This is a genomic window from Azotobacter vinelandii CA (assembly GCF_000380335.1).
GTDB classification, from domain to species: domain Bacteria; phylum Pseudomonadota; class Gammaproteobacteria; order Pseudomonadales; family Pseudomonadaceae; genus Azotobacter; species Azotobacter vinelandii.
In genome coordinates this window covers 1,578,945-1,597,066 of the sequence record NC_021149.1, presented here as the reverse complement: position 1 = coordinate 1,597,066, position 18,122 = coordinate 1,578,945, and the positions used below count along the sequence as shown (strand labels likewise).

Below are 18,122 nucleotides of genomic sequence, written 5' to 3'. Positions count from 1 at the left end.
CTCCTCAGAATTCCTGTTCGACACAAGCAACACGCATGACCTCCTCGATACTGGTCAGACCCTTGCTGGCCTTGATCAATCCATCCTCCAGCAGGCCCCGGTGCCCCTGACCCTTGATCAGCGCCTTCATCTCCTGCAGAGGCGCCTGGCGATTGACCAACTGCTGCAGGGAAGCGCTCAGGGGTACCAACTCGTATATCCCCATGCGACCGCGATAGCCGGTCTGGTGGCAATGGGCACAACCGCATGCCCGTTTCCAGTCGCCCTCCGCGACGCGACGTCCCATTGCCTGCCAGGCAGCCGGCAAGGCCGGCGCCTCGTCGCGCACCGCGCAATGCCCGCAGAGCTTGCGCACCAGACGCTGCGCCTGAACACCGCGCACCGAAGCGGCCACCAGAAAAGGCTCCAACCCCATGTCGATCAGGCGGGTGAAGGCCGAAACCGCGTCATTGGTATGCAGCGTCGACAACACCAGGTGCCCTGTCAAAGCGGACTGGATGGCGATCTGCGCGGTATCCAGGTCGCGAATCTCACCGATCATGATGGTGTCCGGGTCCTGGCGCAGAATGGCCCGCAGCGCACGAGCGAAGGTGTAGCCGATTTCCGCGTGCGCCTGGATCTGCGTCACGCCCGGTACCTGATACTCGACGGGGTCCTCCACGGTGATGATCTTGTTGCTGCCATCGCGCATCTCCTCGAGCGCCGAATACAGGGTCGTGGACTTGCCGGACCCCGTGGGCCCAGTTACTAGCACAATGCCATTAGGAAATGCCAGCCACTGCCTGAGCAACTCGATATGGTCGGACTCGAAACCCAGGCTGCCCAGCGACAGGGCACCACGGTTCTTCGGCAACAACCGCATGACGATCGACTCGCCGAAAACTCCCGGCGCCGTGGAAACCCGGATATCCATGTCCTTTCCGCTCAGGCGCAAGGTAATCCGGCCATCCTGCGGCAAACGCTTCTCGGCGATATCCAGCCCGGCGATCAGCTTGATGCGCGAACCGATCGCCGGATAACGCTCGTAAGGCTGCACCATGCGCGTGTGCAGAACGCCGTCGACTCGCATCCGCACGGTAAAACGGGTCTCCTCGGGCTCGACATGAATGTCGGAAGCTCCCGAATCGACCGCCTGCGCCAGGAGATTGTTCACCAGCTCGACGACCGGCGCTTCTTCGATCAGGCTCTTGAGGGTCTGGCGATCATCGCGAAACAGATCGGATACGGCGCTCTCCCTGCGCACCTGATCGACGAGCGTGTCGACATCCTGAGCGCGGGCCAGATAGCGCACCAGTTCCCGGTCACCGAAGGTGTAGCCCAGCAGATCCCCGATCCGCGAATCGTTCGGGTCCTTGGCCAATACGTGCACCCTGCCGGCCTCTTCCCACAGCACTACATTGTTGTCGAGCAACCAGCCCAGCCGTAACGGAAGACCGGACATGAAGGCGTAGGCAGTGGACGGGACCGGCATCCCGGCCCCGTCCAGAACCGGCAACCCCAACTGCTCATGCAGCACAACCAGCAAGGCATCCTCGGAAAGCGCGCCCATGCGAATGAAAATGGAGCCGAGCCGGCCACCCGCCTGCTGCTGCAACCCCAAGGCGCGCTGCACATCATCCTCAGTGACCAGCCCGGCCCGGACCAGCCGTTCACCCAATCTCATCGCCACCCCTCGGAATACCAGCGGGAAAGCCCCAATCCACGGGACGCCCATGCACGAAACCGGACATTCTAGCTTTCCAGCACGGGGCTTTCCCCAAAAAAACGCCGATCCTCTACAATGCCGCCCCCGACTGGGCGTGGATATCCCCCAGGCTTTTCACCTAGCGGGAAGCTGCGAGCAGTACGGTGGGCAGCCGGAGGGATTGCCAAGGTGCGGGAGCGGACTCATCTGCAATGACCAGTAAAAACAGAAACATAGCGAACAAGTTCGCTTCTGCCGGACACTTCTACCCTATAGGAGCAGATTCATCTGCGATCGGGGCGGTACCGGACGAAAGCAAGCCGGGGTGCACACGATGAAATTCGCCTACGAAGGCTTCGATGCCCAGGGAGAACGGCAGACCGGCCTGCTGGAGGCCGGCGACAAGCTCGAAGCCTTGCGCCAGTTGCAGGCCAAGAACATCGTCCCGGTCGAACTCGATCCATTGGAAGACAAGCGCAGGCCCGGCCTTTTCGCCCCTCGCCTGAGCCGACAGCACATCACCCAGGCATTGCACGAACTCACCCGCCTGATCGAATCCGAAGTCTCCATCGCCGAATCCATCGAAGCGATGGCCGATGCCGGCCACCACGAGAAGATCGACCATGCCTTCACCGGCATCGCCCGCGCCCTGCAACATGGCGAATCCTTCTCGGAGGCACTGGCCCGCTGCGGCCTGCCGCTTCCCGACTACCTGCTGCACCTGGTCAGGGCCGGCGAACTCACCGGCGACCTGGCCGGAGCCCTCAAGCGCGCCCAGGAAAAAATGGAATACGACGAGCGCACCGCCAACGAACTGCGCAACGCCCTGACCTACCCGGCCATTCTGGTGGTTTCCGGAGTCGCCGCCGTGCTGCTCATGTTCATCGTGGTCGTCCCCAAGTTCAGCGGCATGCTCGACAAGAACGCAACGGAACTGCCCTGGCTGGCCACCTTCGTCCTGACCACCGGTACCTGGTTCAACGCTCACTGGGATCTGTTGCTGGCCGGGCTTGCATGCGCGCTCGCCATCGCCATCGGCGCTCTGCGTCGACCCGGCCTGCGCGCCAGCCTGACCAACTGGCTGTCACGCCTGCCGGTCATCGGCCGCTGGCTCGACGAAACCGACATGGCCAGTTGGTCCTATACCCTGTCCGCCATGCTGGGCTGCAAGGTCGACCTGCTCGCGGCCCTCGAACTGTCGATCCACGCCATGCGCATCCCCCGCAAGCGCGCCGCGATGCAGGAGGTGATCCGTCTGGTCCGCTCGGGCAGCAACGTCTCCAGTGCCCTGGCCGAAACCCACATGCTGAACCGTACCGGCATCAACCTGGTGAAGGTCGGCGAACGTACCGGCCGTGCGGCCGAAATGCTGTCTTCCCTGGCCACCCTGTACGAAGACAACAGCAAGAACCGCATGAAAAAATTGCTGGCCCTCATCGAGCCGGCCGCCATCCTGCTGATCGGCTCGGTCATCGGCGTTATCATCCTTGGCATCATCCTGGCCATCACCAGCGTCAACGACATGGCCATCTAACCCACGGAAACCACCACCCCCATGAAACCGCTCATTCACCGCCGTACCCGGCAACGGGGCTTCACCCTCATCGAACTGCTCGTCGTCCTGGTGATCCTCGGCATGCTGGCCGGTCTGGTCGGCCCGCGCCTGTTCTCCAACGTGGACAAGTCCAAGGTCAAGACGGCGGAAACGCAGGTCAAGATGCTGCGCGGCTCGCTGCAGACCTACCGGCTCGACGTCGGCTCCTATCCCACCACCGCGCAAGGCCTCGCCGCCCTCATGAAGGCCCCCGGCGACACCCGCAACTGGCAAGGCCCCTATCTGGAAGACGAAGTGCCGAAAGACCCCTGGGGCAACCCCTATGAGTACAAGGCTCCGGTCGAAAATCTGCAGGGCTTCGCCCTCTACTCCCTCGGCGCCGACGGCAAACCCGGCGGCGAAGGACAGGACAGCGACGTCGGCATCCTGGAAAAATAAATGCGCCCGCAGCGCGCCTTCACCCTGCTCGAACTGCTGGTCGTGCTCAGCCTCATCGGCCTGGTCGCCGGAATCGTCGCCCCCCGCTTCATCGACATGGGCGACAAGCTGACCCTGAAGAACCAACTGCTCGAAGTGCGCCGGCAAATCAATGGTCTTCCCCTGCTCGCCCTGCGCGATGGCAGCACGCTGCGCATCGACGAGCAAGGGGCGCCCGTCCAGTTGCCCGGCGCCTGGCGCGCGACGGCCAATCCGCCGATCCTCTACCAGGGCAATGGCGCCTGTCTCGGCGGCCAGCTCGAAATCTGGCAGGGCGACGATCACCGCTACAGCATCCACCTGCTGCCCCCCTTCTGCCAGTGGTCCTCCTGAGATGCCTGCCTGCCGTCAGCCGGTGCCGAAACGACAACGGGGCTTTTCCCTGCTCGAAGCCATCGTCGCCCTGGTCATCCTCGCCGGTGCCTGCATGGCCCTGTTCGCCTGGATCAATACCAGCCTGACGCAACTGCAACGCGCCGAACTCTATATCGATGCCGGCCCGGCGATCGAAAGCGCCATGCAGTACCTGAAAACCGTCGATCTGGCCCGGCGTCCCACCGGCACCTTCGAGTCCGGCACCATCAGCGTCGACTGGCGGGCCAGCGCCCTGGAAGCCGACAGCACCCGCAGCCCCGAATATGGCGGCAGCAACTTCCTGCTCTCGCTCTACGCCGTCAGCCTGACCGCCCGCTCGACAACACGCAGCCTGCCCCCCCTGTATACCCGCATCGTCAACTACCGGCTGAAGCCCGGACTGCCCGACCCTACCGATGGCCTCTGAAACCCACTCCCGTCGAGGTCTCGCAGAGCCTCCCCTGTCCGAAGAGGTCGATGGCGCTTTGGCAGGAACGAACCTGTTCGCGATGCTCCGGTCTTCGTCGCCAATCATGGCTGAATCCGCCACCACAACCCTTGCCGACAAGCGGCCGACGATACTCGGCCGGAGATCTTGAAATGGCTGCCCTCGCCTTCCGCTTTCCCTCCCGCCAGCGTGGCATGACCCTGCTCGAACTGCTGGTCGTCATGACCCTGCTCGCCCTGATCGGCAGCCTGCTCATGCAGGGCTTCGGCAATGCCTTGAGTCTCTACGAACGGGTCCAGCGCCGGCAGCTCGACAGCATCCCCCTCGAACTCGGCTACGGCTGGTTCGCCGCGACCCTCGCCGGTACCCAGGCCGAACTCGACCCGCCACGCCAGTTCCGGGGCGACGGCCGGAGTCTGGAAGGCGTCACCCACCGTCCCCTGCTCGGCCTTCCCGGGCAGGTCAGCTTCTTCGCCTGGCGACTGGAGGAAGGCATCGGCGGCCGCCTGCAACTCACCTACAGCCAGCCCGGCCAGTTGCAATGGGTGATCGCCACCTGGCCGGCCGGCAGCCAGGGTCAGTTCGTCTACCGCTCGCTGCAGGGCGGACCCGCGGAACGCTGGCCCGAAGCGGCGGAGCAGACGGACGGGCAAATACCCGGCGCCATCCTGCTGCAGATCACCCCGCCCGGAGAACCGCCGCTGCGCTGGTACGCCAACCTGCCCGGACGCACCTTCCCGCGCCTCGACTACCGGGATCTCTGATGAAACAAAAAGGCTTCGCTCTCATCGCCGTGCTCGGCCTGCTGACGGTGCTCTCCCTGGTCGCCGCCTTCATCGCCGGTTACGCCGAGCAGCGCATGGAACAGACCTACCGGTTGCGCGAACGCCTGCAGGGCAAACTCGACAGCGAAGCCACCCTGGCCACCCTGCTGCATATCATCGCAACCCGTCCGCGGGTACAGAACGCCTATCTGCTGCAGGCACCCGCCAGCCGGGCCGACAACGACGACCCCTTTTCCCGCGGCCAGGATATCCCGGACATCGGCGCACTACCGCACCTCAAGGTCGATGGCCAGGTCTATCAAGGCCTCGGCAGCAGCCGCTTCGTCTTGCAGGACGAAGGCTCGCTGCTCAGCCTGCTCGACCCCGACCGCGAGCGCTGGAGCGCACTTTTCCAGCAGCACGGCCTGAGCCTGCAGCAGGCCGAACGTTTCCTCGACCAGTTGCAGGACTACACCGACCGGGACGACCTGCGCCGCCTCAACGGTGCCGTCTCCAACGACTACGCCAGCCAGGGCCTTCCCCCACCGCCGCAGCGCCTGATGATCAGCCCCGGGCAAGTCTTCAACCTGCTCGACGGCGCCGCCCTGCAAGATGACCTCCTCCGGCTGCTGCCGCTGATCACCCCCCGTAGCGGCCAGTTGCACAACATCAACACGGCGCCCCGGGAAGTCCTGCGAACCATCTCCGGCATCGATGACGCACTCGCCCAGGCGCTCGCCGACGAACGGCGCAAGCGTCCCTTCGTCGACCTCGCCGAAGCCAACCAGCGTCTCGGCCGCATTATTCCGCTCGATCCGCTGGGAACGCCCAGCCAGGCCTCGTCATTCCTGCGTATCCAGCTCTGGGCCGATGAAGGCAGACAGCCATTATGGCTTGGGCTATCATCCACGCCCGCCTCCAGACTCGCCCCGTGGGAAATTGATTACACCTTCGTTTTCAGTCTGCGGCAGCCTTCCACAGCGCCTCTATCACTGGCTTTTCCGCCGCTGTTCGAGCCAGCAATGGACGATTGACCGCGACAGCATCCGGCAGCAGCCCTATCCGGGCCTGCGTCCGCGCGTTCTGCTGTCGCGCGGCCTGTGCCTGCACTTCAGCCTGAACTTCGACAAGATCCCCGCCGGCAAGCGCGACCAGGCCCTGCGCCAGCAGTTGCTGCTGCTTTCCCCTTTCGCCGAACCGGGACACTACGCCTGCTGGCAGGACGCACGCGCCCAACTGTGGATCTGGGACCAGGCAGCCCTGCGCCAGCGTCTGCCGGCCAGCGACCGCTACAGCACCCTGCCCGATTCCGCGCTCAGCCTGGACTTTCCGCTGCACGAGGGCGAACGCCTGGTCGCCGGCCTGCACGACCAGGAGTGGCAGCGCTGGCAGAACCGGCAATTGATCGACAGCCGCTGGCACGCCACTCCCGAGAGCGGCGACAACCTCCTGCGACTCGATCCGGTGCAGCGTACCCCCCTGCAGGCCGCCGACCGCCAACTGCTCCAGCAACTCGCCTTCGTCGCCTGCACCGCGCTGCTGCTCGTCGGCCTGCTGTTGCAGGGCGGCGCCTGGCTGGATCTGAATCGGCAGCGGCACGACCTGCGGGAACAGCTCGCCGGTCTCGAAGAAGACAACCAGCTACAAGCCCAGGCGCGCCGCCGCGCCTTGCAGGATCGCCAGCTCTGGCAGACCCGCCGGGATCTGCTGCAGGGCAGCCAGAGCGAACTGATCGCCCGGCTCGGCCAAGCCCTGCCGCCCTCGGCCGGCCTCTGGCAACGCTACGACTACCAGCCCGGCCGGTTGCAGATCTTCCTGCGCGATCCCAGTCCCGACCCACGCGACTACGTCAAGCGCCTGGATGCCACCGGCCTGCTCGGCGGCGTGCAGGTGCAGCCCGAAGCGCGCAACGACATGGTCACGCTCCAGGCCATCCCTCTGCCGGACAGGTCCGTCCGCCAATGAAGGAATGGTGGCAACAGGAATGGGCGAAAAGTCGCGCGCAACTGGCCGCCAACCCGCGCCTGCGCCTCGGGCTGATGGCCATCCCGCTGATCGCCCTGCTCTACCTGAATCTGCTGCTCGGCGACAGCCGTCACGAATTGCATGCCGCCATCGCCGATCTCCACGCAGAACTGCTCGATGCCCACCAACTGGCCAGCCAGGACGCCTGGGTCGAACGCCTGGAACAGGCCCGCGCGCAGCTCGAAAACCAGCGCAAGGCCCTGTTCGGCAGCGCCGACAGCGAAGCCTTCGCCCGCGCCGACATCCAGGCGAATGCCAAGGCCCTGCTCGAACGCCAGCGCCTGGAGCAGATCCGCATCGAGGTCTCCACCGCCGGCAAGGCCGATCCCGACAGCCGCCTGATCCCCCTGCAACTGCGCCTGGCCGGCAACGCCCAGGGCGAACAGCTCTACAACCTGATCGCCGCCATGGAGGCGGGCAGCCCCGGCTACCGCATCGACAGCCTCAACGTGCAGGCACAGCAGGGCAAGCACCTGGTTTTCTCGCTGATCGCCACCGTCTGGTACGCTCCCTGGAGTGCGCCGTGAAGCTCCGCCCTCTGCTGCCCACCCTCGCCCTGCTACCCGGCCTGCCACTGATCGGCTACCTGTGGCCGCTGCCTGCCCCGCCGGCGACATCGGCCGGCGACGATCCCTGGAACTGGCCCGCGCCCCTCGAACGCCGGCAGCCCACCCTCCCTGCCGAGTTGGCCACCTTCTGGCCCGGCAGGACCCCGGCCGACCCGAAACAGGCCGCCGCGGGCGCCGAAGCGGCGGCGGCTGCCGGCAAGGGCGTGCACCAGGCCTGGACCCTGATCGGCGTGATCGGCCAGGGCCGCCGCCACAGCGCCCTGCTCCAGGACCCGCAGCGCAACATCCGCACCCTGGCGCCCGGCGATGCGCTCGACGAACGGCGCCGGATCAGCCGCATCGAAGCGACTCGCCTGCATTGGCAGGACACCGATGGGCAGACAGGGACGCTGCCCCTCTATCCCGACCCCATCGACGCCCCGACCGCCCCGGTGGACACCCCGCGGGCCACCGCAAACACCGAGACCCGCGAATGACTCGCCGTACACGTCCCGCACCGCCTGCCCGGCGCCTCCCGCGCCACTCCCTCGGCCCGCTCGCCCTGAGCCTGCTGCTGGCCGGTTGCGCCATCGACCCCAACCCGGAGCCCCTGCCCGGCCCGCTGCGCCCGCCGATGCGCCAGGAAGCCGGCGAAAGCACCCTGCGGGCCGAAGCGGTGCGAGGCGAACAGGCACCCAAGATCCCGCGCTTCCAGACGACGCCCGGCCAGCATCTTCAGCAGGGGCCGAGCTACGTCGTCGCCAGCGCCGACAAGCTCGGCCAGGACCTCACCGGCGAGCCGATCACCCTCAACCTGAACAACTTCCCGCTGCCGGCCTTCATCAACGAGGTGTTCGGCAACCGCCTCGGCCTGTCCTTCGGCATCAGTCCGGAACTGCAGGGCAAGACCGACCTGATCTCCCTGCGCCTGAGCGAACCGCAGACACCGGCCGACCTCTTCGCCACCGCCCGCTTCGTGCTCTCCGAATACGGCGTCGCCGTCACCGAACGCGAAGGCGTGCTGTTCTTCCAGTCCGCCCAGAACGCCCCCAACGACAGCCTGCCCCTGCTGGTCAGCGGTGGCGCCCTGCCCGAGGTGCCCATGTCGCACCGCCCCGTGTTCCAGCAGATCCCCATGCGCGTGGTGCGCAGCGACTCCATGGTCGCCTGGCTCAAGGACATGTTCGCCGGCAGCAGCCTGAAGGTCAGTAGCGACCCGCTGAGCAATGCGGTGATGCTGCGCGGCCCCATCGATCTCATCCGCCAGGCCAGCCAGGCCATCGAACTGTTCGACCGGCCAGCCCTCAAGGGTAGCCACAGCCTGGCCATCAGCCCCGTCTACGCCTCGGCCGACGAACTCGGCACGGCGCTGGTCAAGGTGCTCCAGGCCGAGGGTTACGACGTATCGGAGAACCCACCGCTCGGTGGCGTCGTCGTGCTCAAGCTCAAGGAGCTGCAGCGCCTGATCGTCTTCGCCGCCGACCCGGCGATCCTCGCCACCGCCCGCCAGTGGGTCGAACTGCTCGACCGCCAGAGCCAGGAACAGGTGGAGAACGGCCTGTTCCTCTACCAGGTGCGCAACACCCAGGCCGCCGGCATCGCCAGCATGCTCGGCGCCCTCGGCTACAGCGCGACCATCCCGGACACCGGCCTCAACACCAGCAACACCGTCACCCCCACCGGCGCCTCCACTGGCGAAAGCCTGGCCACCAGCGGACCGATCCGCAGCGTCACCGGCACCGGCGCGAACGCCCGCGCCAGCGCCCCGACCAGCATCGCCGGCAACCCCGAACAGGGCAGCGTGGTGGTCGACGCCAACCGCAACGCCATCATCTACAAAGGCAGCGGCCAGGAATGGCTGAAGCTGCGCCCGCTCCTGGAAGAACTGGACCGTCCGGTGCCCTCGGTGATAATCGACGTGCTGCTCGCCGAGGTGAACCTCAACGACAGGGAAGGCCTCGGCGTCGACTGGCAGAACATCACCGGTAGCCTCGGCAGCAAGCAACTGATCTTCGGCACCGCCAACGGCATAGGTTCGAGCGGCCTGAACATCAGCGCCCTGAACAGCGCCGGGCAGACCAAGGCCACCCTCAACGCCTTCTACGACAACAACCAGGCGGTGATCCGCTCCAGTCCCAAGCTGATGGTGCGCAGCGGCGAGGAGGCGACCATCGAGGTCGGCAACGAGATTCCCGTGGTCACCGGCACCACCCAGTCCACCGACACCGACAACGCGCCCATCACCCAGACCGTGCAGTACCGCAAGACCGGCGTGCTGCTCAACATCAAGCCCACCGTGCAGGCCAGCGGCGTGGTCGACCTGAAGATCAGCCAGGAGCTTTCCGAAAGCACCGATACCGGCACCGGCGATACCCTCACCCCGATCATCAACAACCGCCGGGTGGAAACCGCCCTCACCCTGCGCGACGGCGGCTCGGTGATGCTCGCCGGACTGATCTCCAGCAGCAAGGGCAAAGGCGACAATGGCGTACCGCTGCTCGGCGACCTCCCCTGGATCGGCAACCTGTTCAAGTCGCAGAGCAACAGCGAGACGCGCACCGAACTGATCGTGATGATCATCCCCTACGTCGTCCGCGACTTCGACGAGGCCCAGGACCTCAGCCGCACCTACCGTGAGCAGTTGTCGCTGAACAACAGCGACAGCCTCGAACGCCGCGGCGACCATCGCCTGCCGCCGGCCTATGCCCCCCATGCCACGGAAACCCCACCAGCCCCCGCGCATCGCCCCTGAACCTGACGGCGCCGACGCGCATATGCAGGAGCAAATAGCCCCCGCGAGCACAGGTCATGACTGCCCTGCAGGAGCGGATCCATCCGCGATCGCGAATGAGTCCGTTCTCCAGCGGAGTTGTTCACAGTCACACCGCATCCCGTAGCGGATAGTCCGCCAGTTTCGGGATCAACTCGGCACACAGGGGATTGGCGACGACATAACGGGCCATCGCCTGCAGGTCGTCGTCCCGGCGCATGGCGCGATCATGATAAGCACATTGCCGGAGCTGCCCGCTCAGGCCGAACTCCCGGTTGATGGCCTGGGCGCTGCGAGCCTTGATCCGCTTGAGAAGTGTGGCCAACGAACCGCTGCGCAACGCCAGCAACCGGTGCAGATGGTCCGGCATGATCACCCCGGCGAGGATTCGACCAGCGAATCCCGTTCGCTCAGGCGCATTTCGTCGACCAACAGACGCCCGGCGCCGAAATGCCGAAAGACCGGCTTGCGACCTCGAGTGACAGTGGTGATCAGGTAAGGACGACTCCGGCTCGGAAAAACGCCCGCGCCGCAGATCGGCAGCATGTGGAAATCCGGTATCCGGCATTCCATTGCCTCGGTCGCCACGGATCGATGCTTCGATCGACACGGACCAGCCTACAGATCATCCCCCGTAGGAGCGAACTCGTTCACGATTGCTTTTACCCGCCCCAGCCAGGAGCCCGCCTTCGCCACCTCGCGAGAATGGCATTTTGATTTCAATTCGATGTCACTATTTTGTCTTAATCCGTACAAAACGCCTGCCCACCATCGCGCCTCAAAATCGGGGCCTCCCTGGCTCCATCTGGCGAAACGGCACGAAAAATCACGAATATTGCACCTTTCGCCGGCCATCCAGCAGCGATTCCTGCCATTGATCCAAGGCAACTCCCGACTTTATTCACAACAAAATACCGGCCCTATACTTGCACTTTGATATCTATTGGCTACTATCGCTTGCGGTTACCTCTGTACAGAGACCCGCCTGGCTGGCCAGCCACCCGCCCATCCGGAAAGGGCGCGGCAGGAACAGGCCCCCGGTGTAAAGGACCAGCCCGATAGCCTTCGGGTCACCACGCTCACTTGGAGTTACTCCGTAATGATGAAAAAATCCCTGCTCGCCCTGGCCGTCGCCGCTCTGAGCGCCAATGCCTTCGCTTTTGAACTGGGTACCGATTCGGCCCTCAAGTACGCTTCCGAAATCAAATTCGACACTACCGACGGGACTGAGCTGACTCTGCCGGCAGGGGAAACAGTCGATGTCGAAACCGGCTTCTCGATCACCGCTGGCAACGTTCGCTATGTCCGCTTCGACATCACGGGCGCAGAGTTCGATACCAGCAACGTCGCAGCGGCCGACTTGGTTGCCGCCGGCCTGACCATCGACACCGAGTACAGCGTCCAAGTTTCCGCAGTGGATAGCACCAACAAGAAATACGTGATCTTCGAAATCACGCCACTTGCTGCTGGCGGCGACATGGATAACGAGCAAGAGCTCAACTTCAGTCCGAAGATCCTGGCCAAGTCCGCCGCCAACGTCACGCTTCAGTATCGCCTGTACGAAACCGGCGTAGCCGCCCTGGCAGGTAGCGATGCGGTTCTCGCCAGCAAGAGCGGTTCTGTGATCAGCTTCGCCAAGGCCTTGAGTTTCAAGGCGACTCCGAACGCTGCCATCGGCAAGATCGATGTCGCTCAAGAGTCCAAGCTCTTCACCACGGGTAACGAGACTGACCTTGGTACGGTGGAAGTTGCTCTCGACTCCGCCGTGCTGTGGACGGATGGTCTGGCAACGGAAGCTGAGGACCTGCTTTCCGATACTGCCAATGCCAACTCCATCGTCATCAGCGGTGATTTCTCTTCGGCGACTGATGTCCAGTTGGCAGGGAGCTCCATCGACCCTGACAATCTCACTGCAACCACCGCCACCTTCCCGTTTGCTAACGCCGCAAGCGTTATTGGCTCGGGTCCCATCACTTTCATCACCAACGAAACCGACGCGATTTCCCCGAGCGGTTTCACCACCAGCTTGGATCTGACCGCCGCTACCAACTCCTCGGCAACGGATATTTCCGGCGGTGCTCTGGGCTCGCTGGAGAAAAACGGCGACTCCAAGGAGGTCAACCTCAGCCTGAAGCCGAAGAGCGAAGGCGGCGTCTACGACAACTTCGTCCGCATCAGCAACACCTCCAGCCTGGCCGGCAAGTTCTTCATCACCGTGATCGCCGACGACGGCAGCACTGCCTCCCTGGCCCTGAGCGACGTGGAAGGTCAGCCGGCCGAACTGGCCGCGCGCGCCTCCACCACCCAGATGCGCATCGACGACATTTATGCCGCCGCCGTCGCCAAAGGCTTCGCCCTGAGCGGCCAAGGCAAGCTGCGCCTGGTGGTCGAAGGCGAAGTGCCGAGCCTGGACGTCCAGACCTACACCGTATCCAAGGACGCCAACAGCTTCGCCACTTTCTAAATCCGATATCCAAATCCGATTTGGAAGTGATCTTGCGGAAAAAGGGCAGCTTCGAAGCTGCCCTTTTTCTTTGCCGTTTCACCACAAAATGGAAGAGACGAACAATACCAGCGTGACAAAAAACGTTTCTGGCGCTCCGCCCCGTAGCCTCCGGTCTTTTCCCGGCCGCCAGGATAGATGACGAGCCATTCGAGATATCCTCTGGGCGATCTACGGCGGAACCCCGCCGACTCACACGACCAAAACACAAAAACACCATGCCCAATCCGCACCCTCAGCCCTTACCCGCTGCCGACGGCATCCGCGGTCTTGCCTGCTTGATCGTTCTGGTCATGCACGGCATAAGCTTCTGCTGGCCCGAGGCGTTTCCCTTACTACGAGGAGGCGGCAAGTACGGGGTCTGGCTGTTCTTCGTGCTCAGCGCCTTCCTGCTCACTCTTCGCCTGCAACAGCGCGGTTTCACTGCCGTCAGCTTGCTGGATTACGCTCTTGGTCGCATCCTGCGCATCCTGCCGCTGTTCACCCTGGCATGCCTGCTCTACTACTGGGCTGGCATGGGCATTCAAAATACCGACCAATTGCATGCCGCTCTGACTTTCGAACAAGGTTTTATCCATCTCTGGACCATTCCGGTGGAGTTCAAGTTCTACTTGCTACTCCCTCCTTTGGCTTGGGCCGGGCTATGCTTGAAACGCCGCCTCGGCAACGCCGCCATACTGCTCGCCGGCACCACCTTGCTGGTTCTGCAGCAATCCGTCTGGCCTTACTGGCAAACACCGGAAAACTCGGCGGATACTCGCTGGTATTTGCCTTCGTTCCTGTTCGGAATTCTCGCAGCCCTGCTGCTGCCATACCTGCGCAGCCTGCCCCGCATACGCCTGGCCACGCCTTTCGCTCTATTCACTTTGCTCATCCTGCTACTGGCTTTACCCGGCAGCCGCCTGTGGCTATTCAACACACCGTTGAGCGATGACCTGCTGGATAAGCATCTGTATCTTGGCCTGATGTGGGCATGCTTCACTGGCTTGCTACTGGAAGGCCATGGCCTCGCCGGCCGCCTGCTCTGCAGTCGCCCACTGGCCTTTCTCGGTATCTTCAGCTACTCCACCTACCTGTTCCACTGGCTGATACTGATGACGCTTGCCGGGCATTGGCCAGGGCACATGGCTACCTTTCTGATCGGTATTTTCCTGTCCATCGCCGCAGGAGCCGCCGGCCACTATCTAGCCGAACGACCTCTAGAAAACTTGCGCAAACGGTTAATGGCGCGAATACGGAAACCACGATATCTGCAGCAATAGGCCCGGCTTCTACTACCCTGCCGCTGAAAAGACCATTCGGGCCATGCAAGGACTCGCCCCGAGCGAAGGTAGCCGCTCCGACAGACCGACAGGACGAACACTTGCCACGCATTCATGGAGTGCTTTCAAACACGAACTGTCCATGCAGCACCAACCGTCTAGCAAAATCGATAGAGCAGATAACGCGAATTGACCAGATTGACGAACATTCCGGCCAGACTGCCTGCAGCTACCCCCACGACCGGATACTGGCTCGCGAACGGACTGGAAACGATCAACCATGCATAGACTCCATAGTTGACCCCTCCGCCTATGAGCATCAGCAGCAGATAGGCCACGAACTCTCGCCTCGTCGACAAACCGGATTTCCGCTCGCGAAACGTGAAGTATCGATTCAACAGCCAGGTGGTAAGCACTGCGGCCAGGAACGAAAAAATCCGCCCATAAAAAGGCCCGATCGGGCCTTTGAGCATATATAGGACCGCAGTGTCGACAAGGAAGCCGAAAGCGCCACTCACACCGAACAATACGATCTCACGAAGGATTTTCATGGGGCCTGTCCTGTACGCTGGGTGCCGGTATCGCGAGATAGGACAAGCGTTTCATTTCGTGCCGACCGCGAGTCACATTGTCCAGAATCAGGCCACACGAAAATGCCAGCAATGCCGACACCATCATGGAGGCCGACAATATGGCAGTAGGTAGTCGAGGTACGACTCCGGCTCGCAAATACTCGTCCAGCAAGGGAAGCGAAATCAGCACCGAGACTGCTGCCAGAACGGCCGCACAAATACCGAAGAAAGCCAATGGACGCTCACTGACATAAAGCCGCCCGATGGTCGTCAGAATGCGCCAGCCATCCCGATAGGTGGACAGCTTGCTGACCGAACCCTCCGGCCGCGCCCCATAGGGCGTCATGATCTCGCCGTAGGGCATCCGCAACTCTAGGGCATGCACGGTCAGCTCCGTTTCCGTCTCGAAACCCTGGGACAATGCCGGAAAGGATTTGGCGTAGCGGCGCGAAAAGGCCCGATATCCCGAGAGCATGTCCGTGAAGCCCCCGCCGAAGGTACGCACGACACTCTGTGTCAGCATGCGGTTTCCCCACTGATGGCCATTTCGATAAGCCTGCCCGGCAGTGGACATATCGACCTTCCTGCAGCCGACCACCATGTCGAGCCGTTCGTCCAGCAATTTGTCGACCAGCCTGACGACCGACCTGGCGTCATACGTGGCATCGCCGTCCACCATCACATAGACATCCGCCTCGACATCGGCAAACATGCGTCTCACCACATTACCCTTGCCTTTCAAAGGTACGAAGATGACGCTTGCCCCTTCCGCCTTTGCCACCTCCGCAGTCTTGTCCGAAGAGTTATTGTCGAATACATAGATTTCGAGTTCCGGCATGGCGGCACGAAACTCTCTGATGACAGAACCAATCGCTACCTCTTCGTTGTAGCAAGGAACTGTCAAGGCAATCCGTTGACCGCGATACAGCATTCCCAATCCCCTCATTTTGCGGAAAGACTCTCATCGGAATTATATCTGAGCCGGAATCGCGGCACCAAAGAGCCTGGTACACCATTTACTTGGATAGTGACCTGCCCGGATACTTTGGGATAGGTCCAGAAGGCTACCGGTTTCTGTCCATGCTCCCAATAAAACTCATAGCGGACCGGTTGATCCTTTTCCACAGAGATTGGAGAAGTAAGATTGAAACGCAGGAAAGCATTGTCGATTGATTCAGCAAGCTTCCGGGAAGCATCGGTGCAGCCCGCTGCTCCACATACTTTTAGACTCAATACTCCATCCGAGCTATTATTTCCATTGCCAATGAAAACACTAATCATCTGAACGACGCCAGAGCGATCTGGGAAAATTTCACCAGACATCTTTTGGCTTTGTTGAAGCCATAAAGGGGCTGCATCACCAGTAGTAGAAACGGATATCTCAACCCAGTCTCTCCGGAAATCAGCCATCGGAACGCCAATGGCATCAGCCTGAAGCAACCTCGGTGCTTTCTCCGGAATCAAACGAATATGCGCATATCGGTTGAAAATAGCTAAAAAATCCTCTTCCTTCATATCCGAATATTTTTTGCGCCAGAACTCCAGCATAGGTATAGGTGTAACATGCGATACGGAAGCATAGCCCAGACCATTCAACGTGGCTCCAGGCATGTCACTAAATACCAGTGAGCCGAGCGTCCCCTGGACTTCCGAATCGAGCTCTTTGATGAAATTCGTATCGTGTCTCACAAAGAAACTCTTCGACGACTGGATTGGATTGAAGCCGAACAGCACTATAGTGCTGCTGATCGCCGCAGCAATGATCAATATCGTGTATTGATCAATTCGCCACCGGCGGTTGAAAAATAGAACTGTGGCGAGCACGGGTATGACGACCAGATCATTACTGAGGCGCAGCATCGTACCGGCATCGAACCTGAAGGAGTCGCCCTTGATCAGCAGCCAGCCCGAAACGACCAGTACCAGATAGACGGCGAATCGCCCGGTGGTTACCCGCACTCCGACTACCTTGCCCAGGATAGCCACGAACATCAGCAGAACGAAACCGGCCGCATATTCCATGCGCTCCGGCTGGACACTGTTCCACAGCAGCAAACGTCCCAGCCAGGCAGGCAGCGGCAACAGCATCCAGGCCGTCATCAGGAGATAGCCGACCCCGAGCACGATGAGAGAAAAGCGGACCGTCCCTCTCTCGAAAACTACGTCACGAAGTTTTTGGTAATTCAAAAAACAAATTACCATGAGAATGATAGCCGAACCGGCTACACCAACCTCACAAATATTCTGCCCAGTAATAACACTTTCATAACGCCAATCGAAGGTTGCGAAGGGAAAAAACTGCGTCCACCACTCCTGCCAGGGCACCGAACCACCTACCATGCTACGCATACCTGGATAAATCGTCGAGGCCGACCTGAGCAAATAGTCCTTCAAATATAGAACCGCCGTTATCGACGCAGCGGCAGAAGCGAGCATCAACGGCAGAAGCCTCAGGGGAGTTAACCAGTCGCGGCCGAGAGCCAGTACGAGAAGTACACCGACAAAAGCCAAGGATATAATAAGAGGGGGATAGAAATTGGTCAGCAGCCAGGTTGTTCCCAACCAGTAGAAAAGTCCGAGCCGAGCGGCAACGGAAAAGCGGGAAAGTAGAACCAGCACTACCCAAGGGAATATCGCAAAGATCGGCCCCTTCTCGTTCCACCAGAATTGAGTAAAGCCGGTGAAATAGAGGCAGACCGAAAGGAGCAATGCCTGCGCGCGTCCGAGCCCCAGCTTTTCGAACAACAATGCATAGCCGACGATAAAGGCGGCCAGCATCACGAACCAGTGCAGCGAATAGGCATATTCAGGGGCGAGAATCAAATACCCCCACATGCTAGGCTTGAACAACAACCCCCAATCGAAGATCGGCAGCCCATAATTTATTCGCAAATCCTCGCCATAAAAGGATGTCTTATTATAGCGCTCGAAATCGTTATTGACGGTTGCCTGGGTAAAGGGTGTTACTACCCCCCACTCATCAGAGCGAATGGGCCGCGGCTCACCAAAAACAATACCAGTATCCTCAACACCAATTTGGCGCAGTACCAAACCATACGATGAAGGCGACCAGCATTGTGAGACATAAATTACCCCACAACATAGAATAGCCAGCAAATATAAATACTTTTTTTTCATGTAATTCCATCTCAACTATGAT

Annotated in this window: 16 protein-coding genes and 1 pseudogene; 12 read left to right on the top strand and 5 right to left on the bottom strand. The window is 61.7% G+C overall.

Annotated features, from left to right (window positions below):
• Positions 1 to 4: 4 nt before the first annotated feature.
• On the bottom strand, positions 5 to 1,714 hold the full coding sequence (locus AVCA_RS07395) for a GspE/PulE family protein (protein WP_012700247.1): 1,710 nt from the start codon (positions 1,712 to 1,714) through the stop codon (positions 5 to 7).
• A 304-nt stretch (positions 1,715 to 2,018) separates the two neighbouring features.
• On the opposite strand from AVCA_RS07395, the gene AVCA_RS07390 reads away from it, so the two are divergent.
• The 10 genes from AVCA_RS07390 to AVCA_RS07345 all read left to right on the top strand — a co-directional run bounded on the left by AVCA_RS07390 (position 2,019) and on the right by AVCA_RS07345 (position 10,607).
• A complete protein-coding gene (locus tag AVCA_RS07390) occupies positions 2,019 to 3,218 on the top strand; it encodes a type II secretion system F family protein (protein WP_012700246.1) in 1,200 nt (399 codons plus the stop codon).
• A 21-nt stretch (positions 3,219 to 3,239) separates the two neighbouring features.
• Positions 3,240 to 3,677: a type II secretion system major pseudopilin GspG gene (gene gspG / locus AVCA_RS07385; protein ID WP_012700245.1), complete on the top strand. Its 438-nt coding sequence runs from the start codon at positions 3,240 to 3,242 to the stop codon at positions 3,675 to 3,677.
• Positions 3,678 to 4,049 carry a prepilin-type N-terminal cleavage/methylation domain-containing protein gene (locus AVCA_RS07380; RefSeq protein ID WP_012700244.1) on the top strand — a complete coding sequence of 124 codons (372 nt, stop codon included), beginning with the start codon at positions 3,678 to 3,680 and terminating at the stop codon, positions 4,047 to 4,049.
• A gap of 1 nt (position 4,050) precedes the next feature.
• Positions 4,051 to 4,497: a type IV pilus modification PilV family protein gene (locus AVCA_RS07375; protein ID WP_012700243.1), complete on the top strand. Its 447-nt coding sequence runs from the start codon at positions 4,051 to 4,053 to the stop codon at positions 4,495 to 4,497.
• 173 nt (positions 4,498 to 4,670) lie between these two features.
• Positions 4,671 to 5,282 (top strand): PulJ/GspJ family protein, encoded by a 612-nt coding sequence (locus AVCA_RS07370; RefSeq protein WP_012700242.1) that lies wholly within the window; start codon positions 4,671 to 4,673, stop codon positions 5,280 to 5,282.
• On the top strand, positions 5,282 to 6,316 hold the full coding sequence (locus AVCA_RS07365; RefSeq protein ID WP_012700241.1) for a type II secretion system minor pseudopilin: 1,035 nt from the start codon (positions 5,282 to 5,284) through the stop codon (positions 6,314 to 6,316). Before AVCA_RS07370 ends, AVCA_RS07365 begins: the two co-directional genes overlap by 1 nt.
• Entirely contained in the window at positions 6,222 to 7,247 is a 1,026-nt protein-coding gene (locus AVCA_RS07360; protein WP_236616358.1) for a hypothetical protein, read from the top strand. The genes AVCA_RS07365 and AVCA_RS07360 overlap by 95 nt, the downstream gene beginning before the upstream one ends.
• The gene (locus AVCA_RS07355; protein ID WP_012700239.1) at positions 7,244 to 7,834 is read left to right on the top strand and encodes a GspMb/PilO family protein; all 591 of its coding nucleotides are present in this window, start codon (positions 7,244 to 7,246) and stop codon (positions 7,832 to 7,834) included. Before AVCA_RS07360 ends, AVCA_RS07355 begins: the two co-directional genes overlap by 4 nt.
• A complete protein-coding gene (locus tag AVCA_RS07350; RefSeq protein WP_012700238.1) occupies positions 7,831 to 8,352 on the top strand; it encodes a hypothetical protein in 522 nt (173 codons plus the stop codon). The genes AVCA_RS07355 and AVCA_RS07350 overlap by 4 nt, the downstream gene beginning before the upstream one ends.
• Positions 8,349 to 10,607, top strand: coding sequence for a type II secretion system protein D (locus tag AVCA_RS07345; RefSeq protein ID WP_012700237.1), 2,259 nt, complete (start codon positions 8,349 to 8,351; stop codon positions 10,605 to 10,607). Before AVCA_RS07350 ends, AVCA_RS07345 begins: the two co-directional genes overlap by 4 nt.
• Positions 10,608 to 10,734: 127 nt before the next feature.
• Here AVCA_RS07345 and AVCA_RS27225 read toward each other — a convergent pair.
• Positions 10,735 to 11,193, bottom strand: a pseudogene (locus AVCA_RS27225) (REP-associated tyrosine transposase).
• A gap of 534 nt (positions 11,194 to 11,727) precedes the next feature.
• On the opposite strand from AVCA_RS27225, the gene AVCA_RS07330 reads away from it, so the two are divergent.
• Both AVCA_RS07330 and AVCA_RS07325 read left to right on the top strand, forming a co-directional pair.
• Positions 11,728 to 13,089 (top strand): hypothetical protein, encoded by a 1,362-nt coding sequence (locus AVCA_RS07330; protein WP_236616357.1) that lies wholly within the window; start codon positions 11,728 to 11,730, stop codon positions 13,087 to 13,089.
• 257 nt (positions 13,090 to 13,346) lie between these two features.
• Positions 13,347 to 14,390, top strand: a complete 1,044-nt coding sequence (locus AVCA_RS07325; RefSeq protein ID WP_012700233.1) for an acyltransferase family protein — start codon at positions 13,347 to 13,349, stop codon at positions 14,388 to 14,390.
• Between the two features lie 158 nt (positions 14,391 to 14,548).
• Here the strand turns inward: AVCA_RS07325 and AVCA_RS24525 are convergent, their stop codons facing one another.
• From AVCA_RS24525 to AVCA_RS07310, 3 genes are read right to left on the bottom strand one after another with little or no spacing between them, the layout of a single operon-like run.
• Positions 14,549 to 14,941, bottom strand: coding sequence for a GtrA family protein (locus tag AVCA_RS24525; protein ID WP_061289262.1), 393 nt, complete (start codon positions 14,939 to 14,941; stop codon positions 14,549 to 14,551).
• Positions 14,925 to 15,893, bottom strand: coding sequence for a glycosyltransferase (locus tag AVCA_RS07315; RefSeq protein ID WP_012700231.1), 969 nt, complete (start codon positions 15,891 to 15,893; stop codon positions 14,925 to 14,927). Before AVCA_RS07315 ends, AVCA_RS24525 begins: the two co-directional genes overlap by 17 nt.
• Before the next feature lie 11 nt (positions 15,894 to 15,904).
• Complete coding sequence (locus AVCA_RS07310) at positions 15,905 to 18,100, bottom strand: DUF7657 domain-containing protein (RefSeq protein WP_012700230.1); 2,196 nt, start codon at positions 18,098 to 18,100, stop codon at positions 15,905 to 15,907.
• Between the last annotated feature and the right edge of the window lie 22 nt (positions 18,101 to 18,122).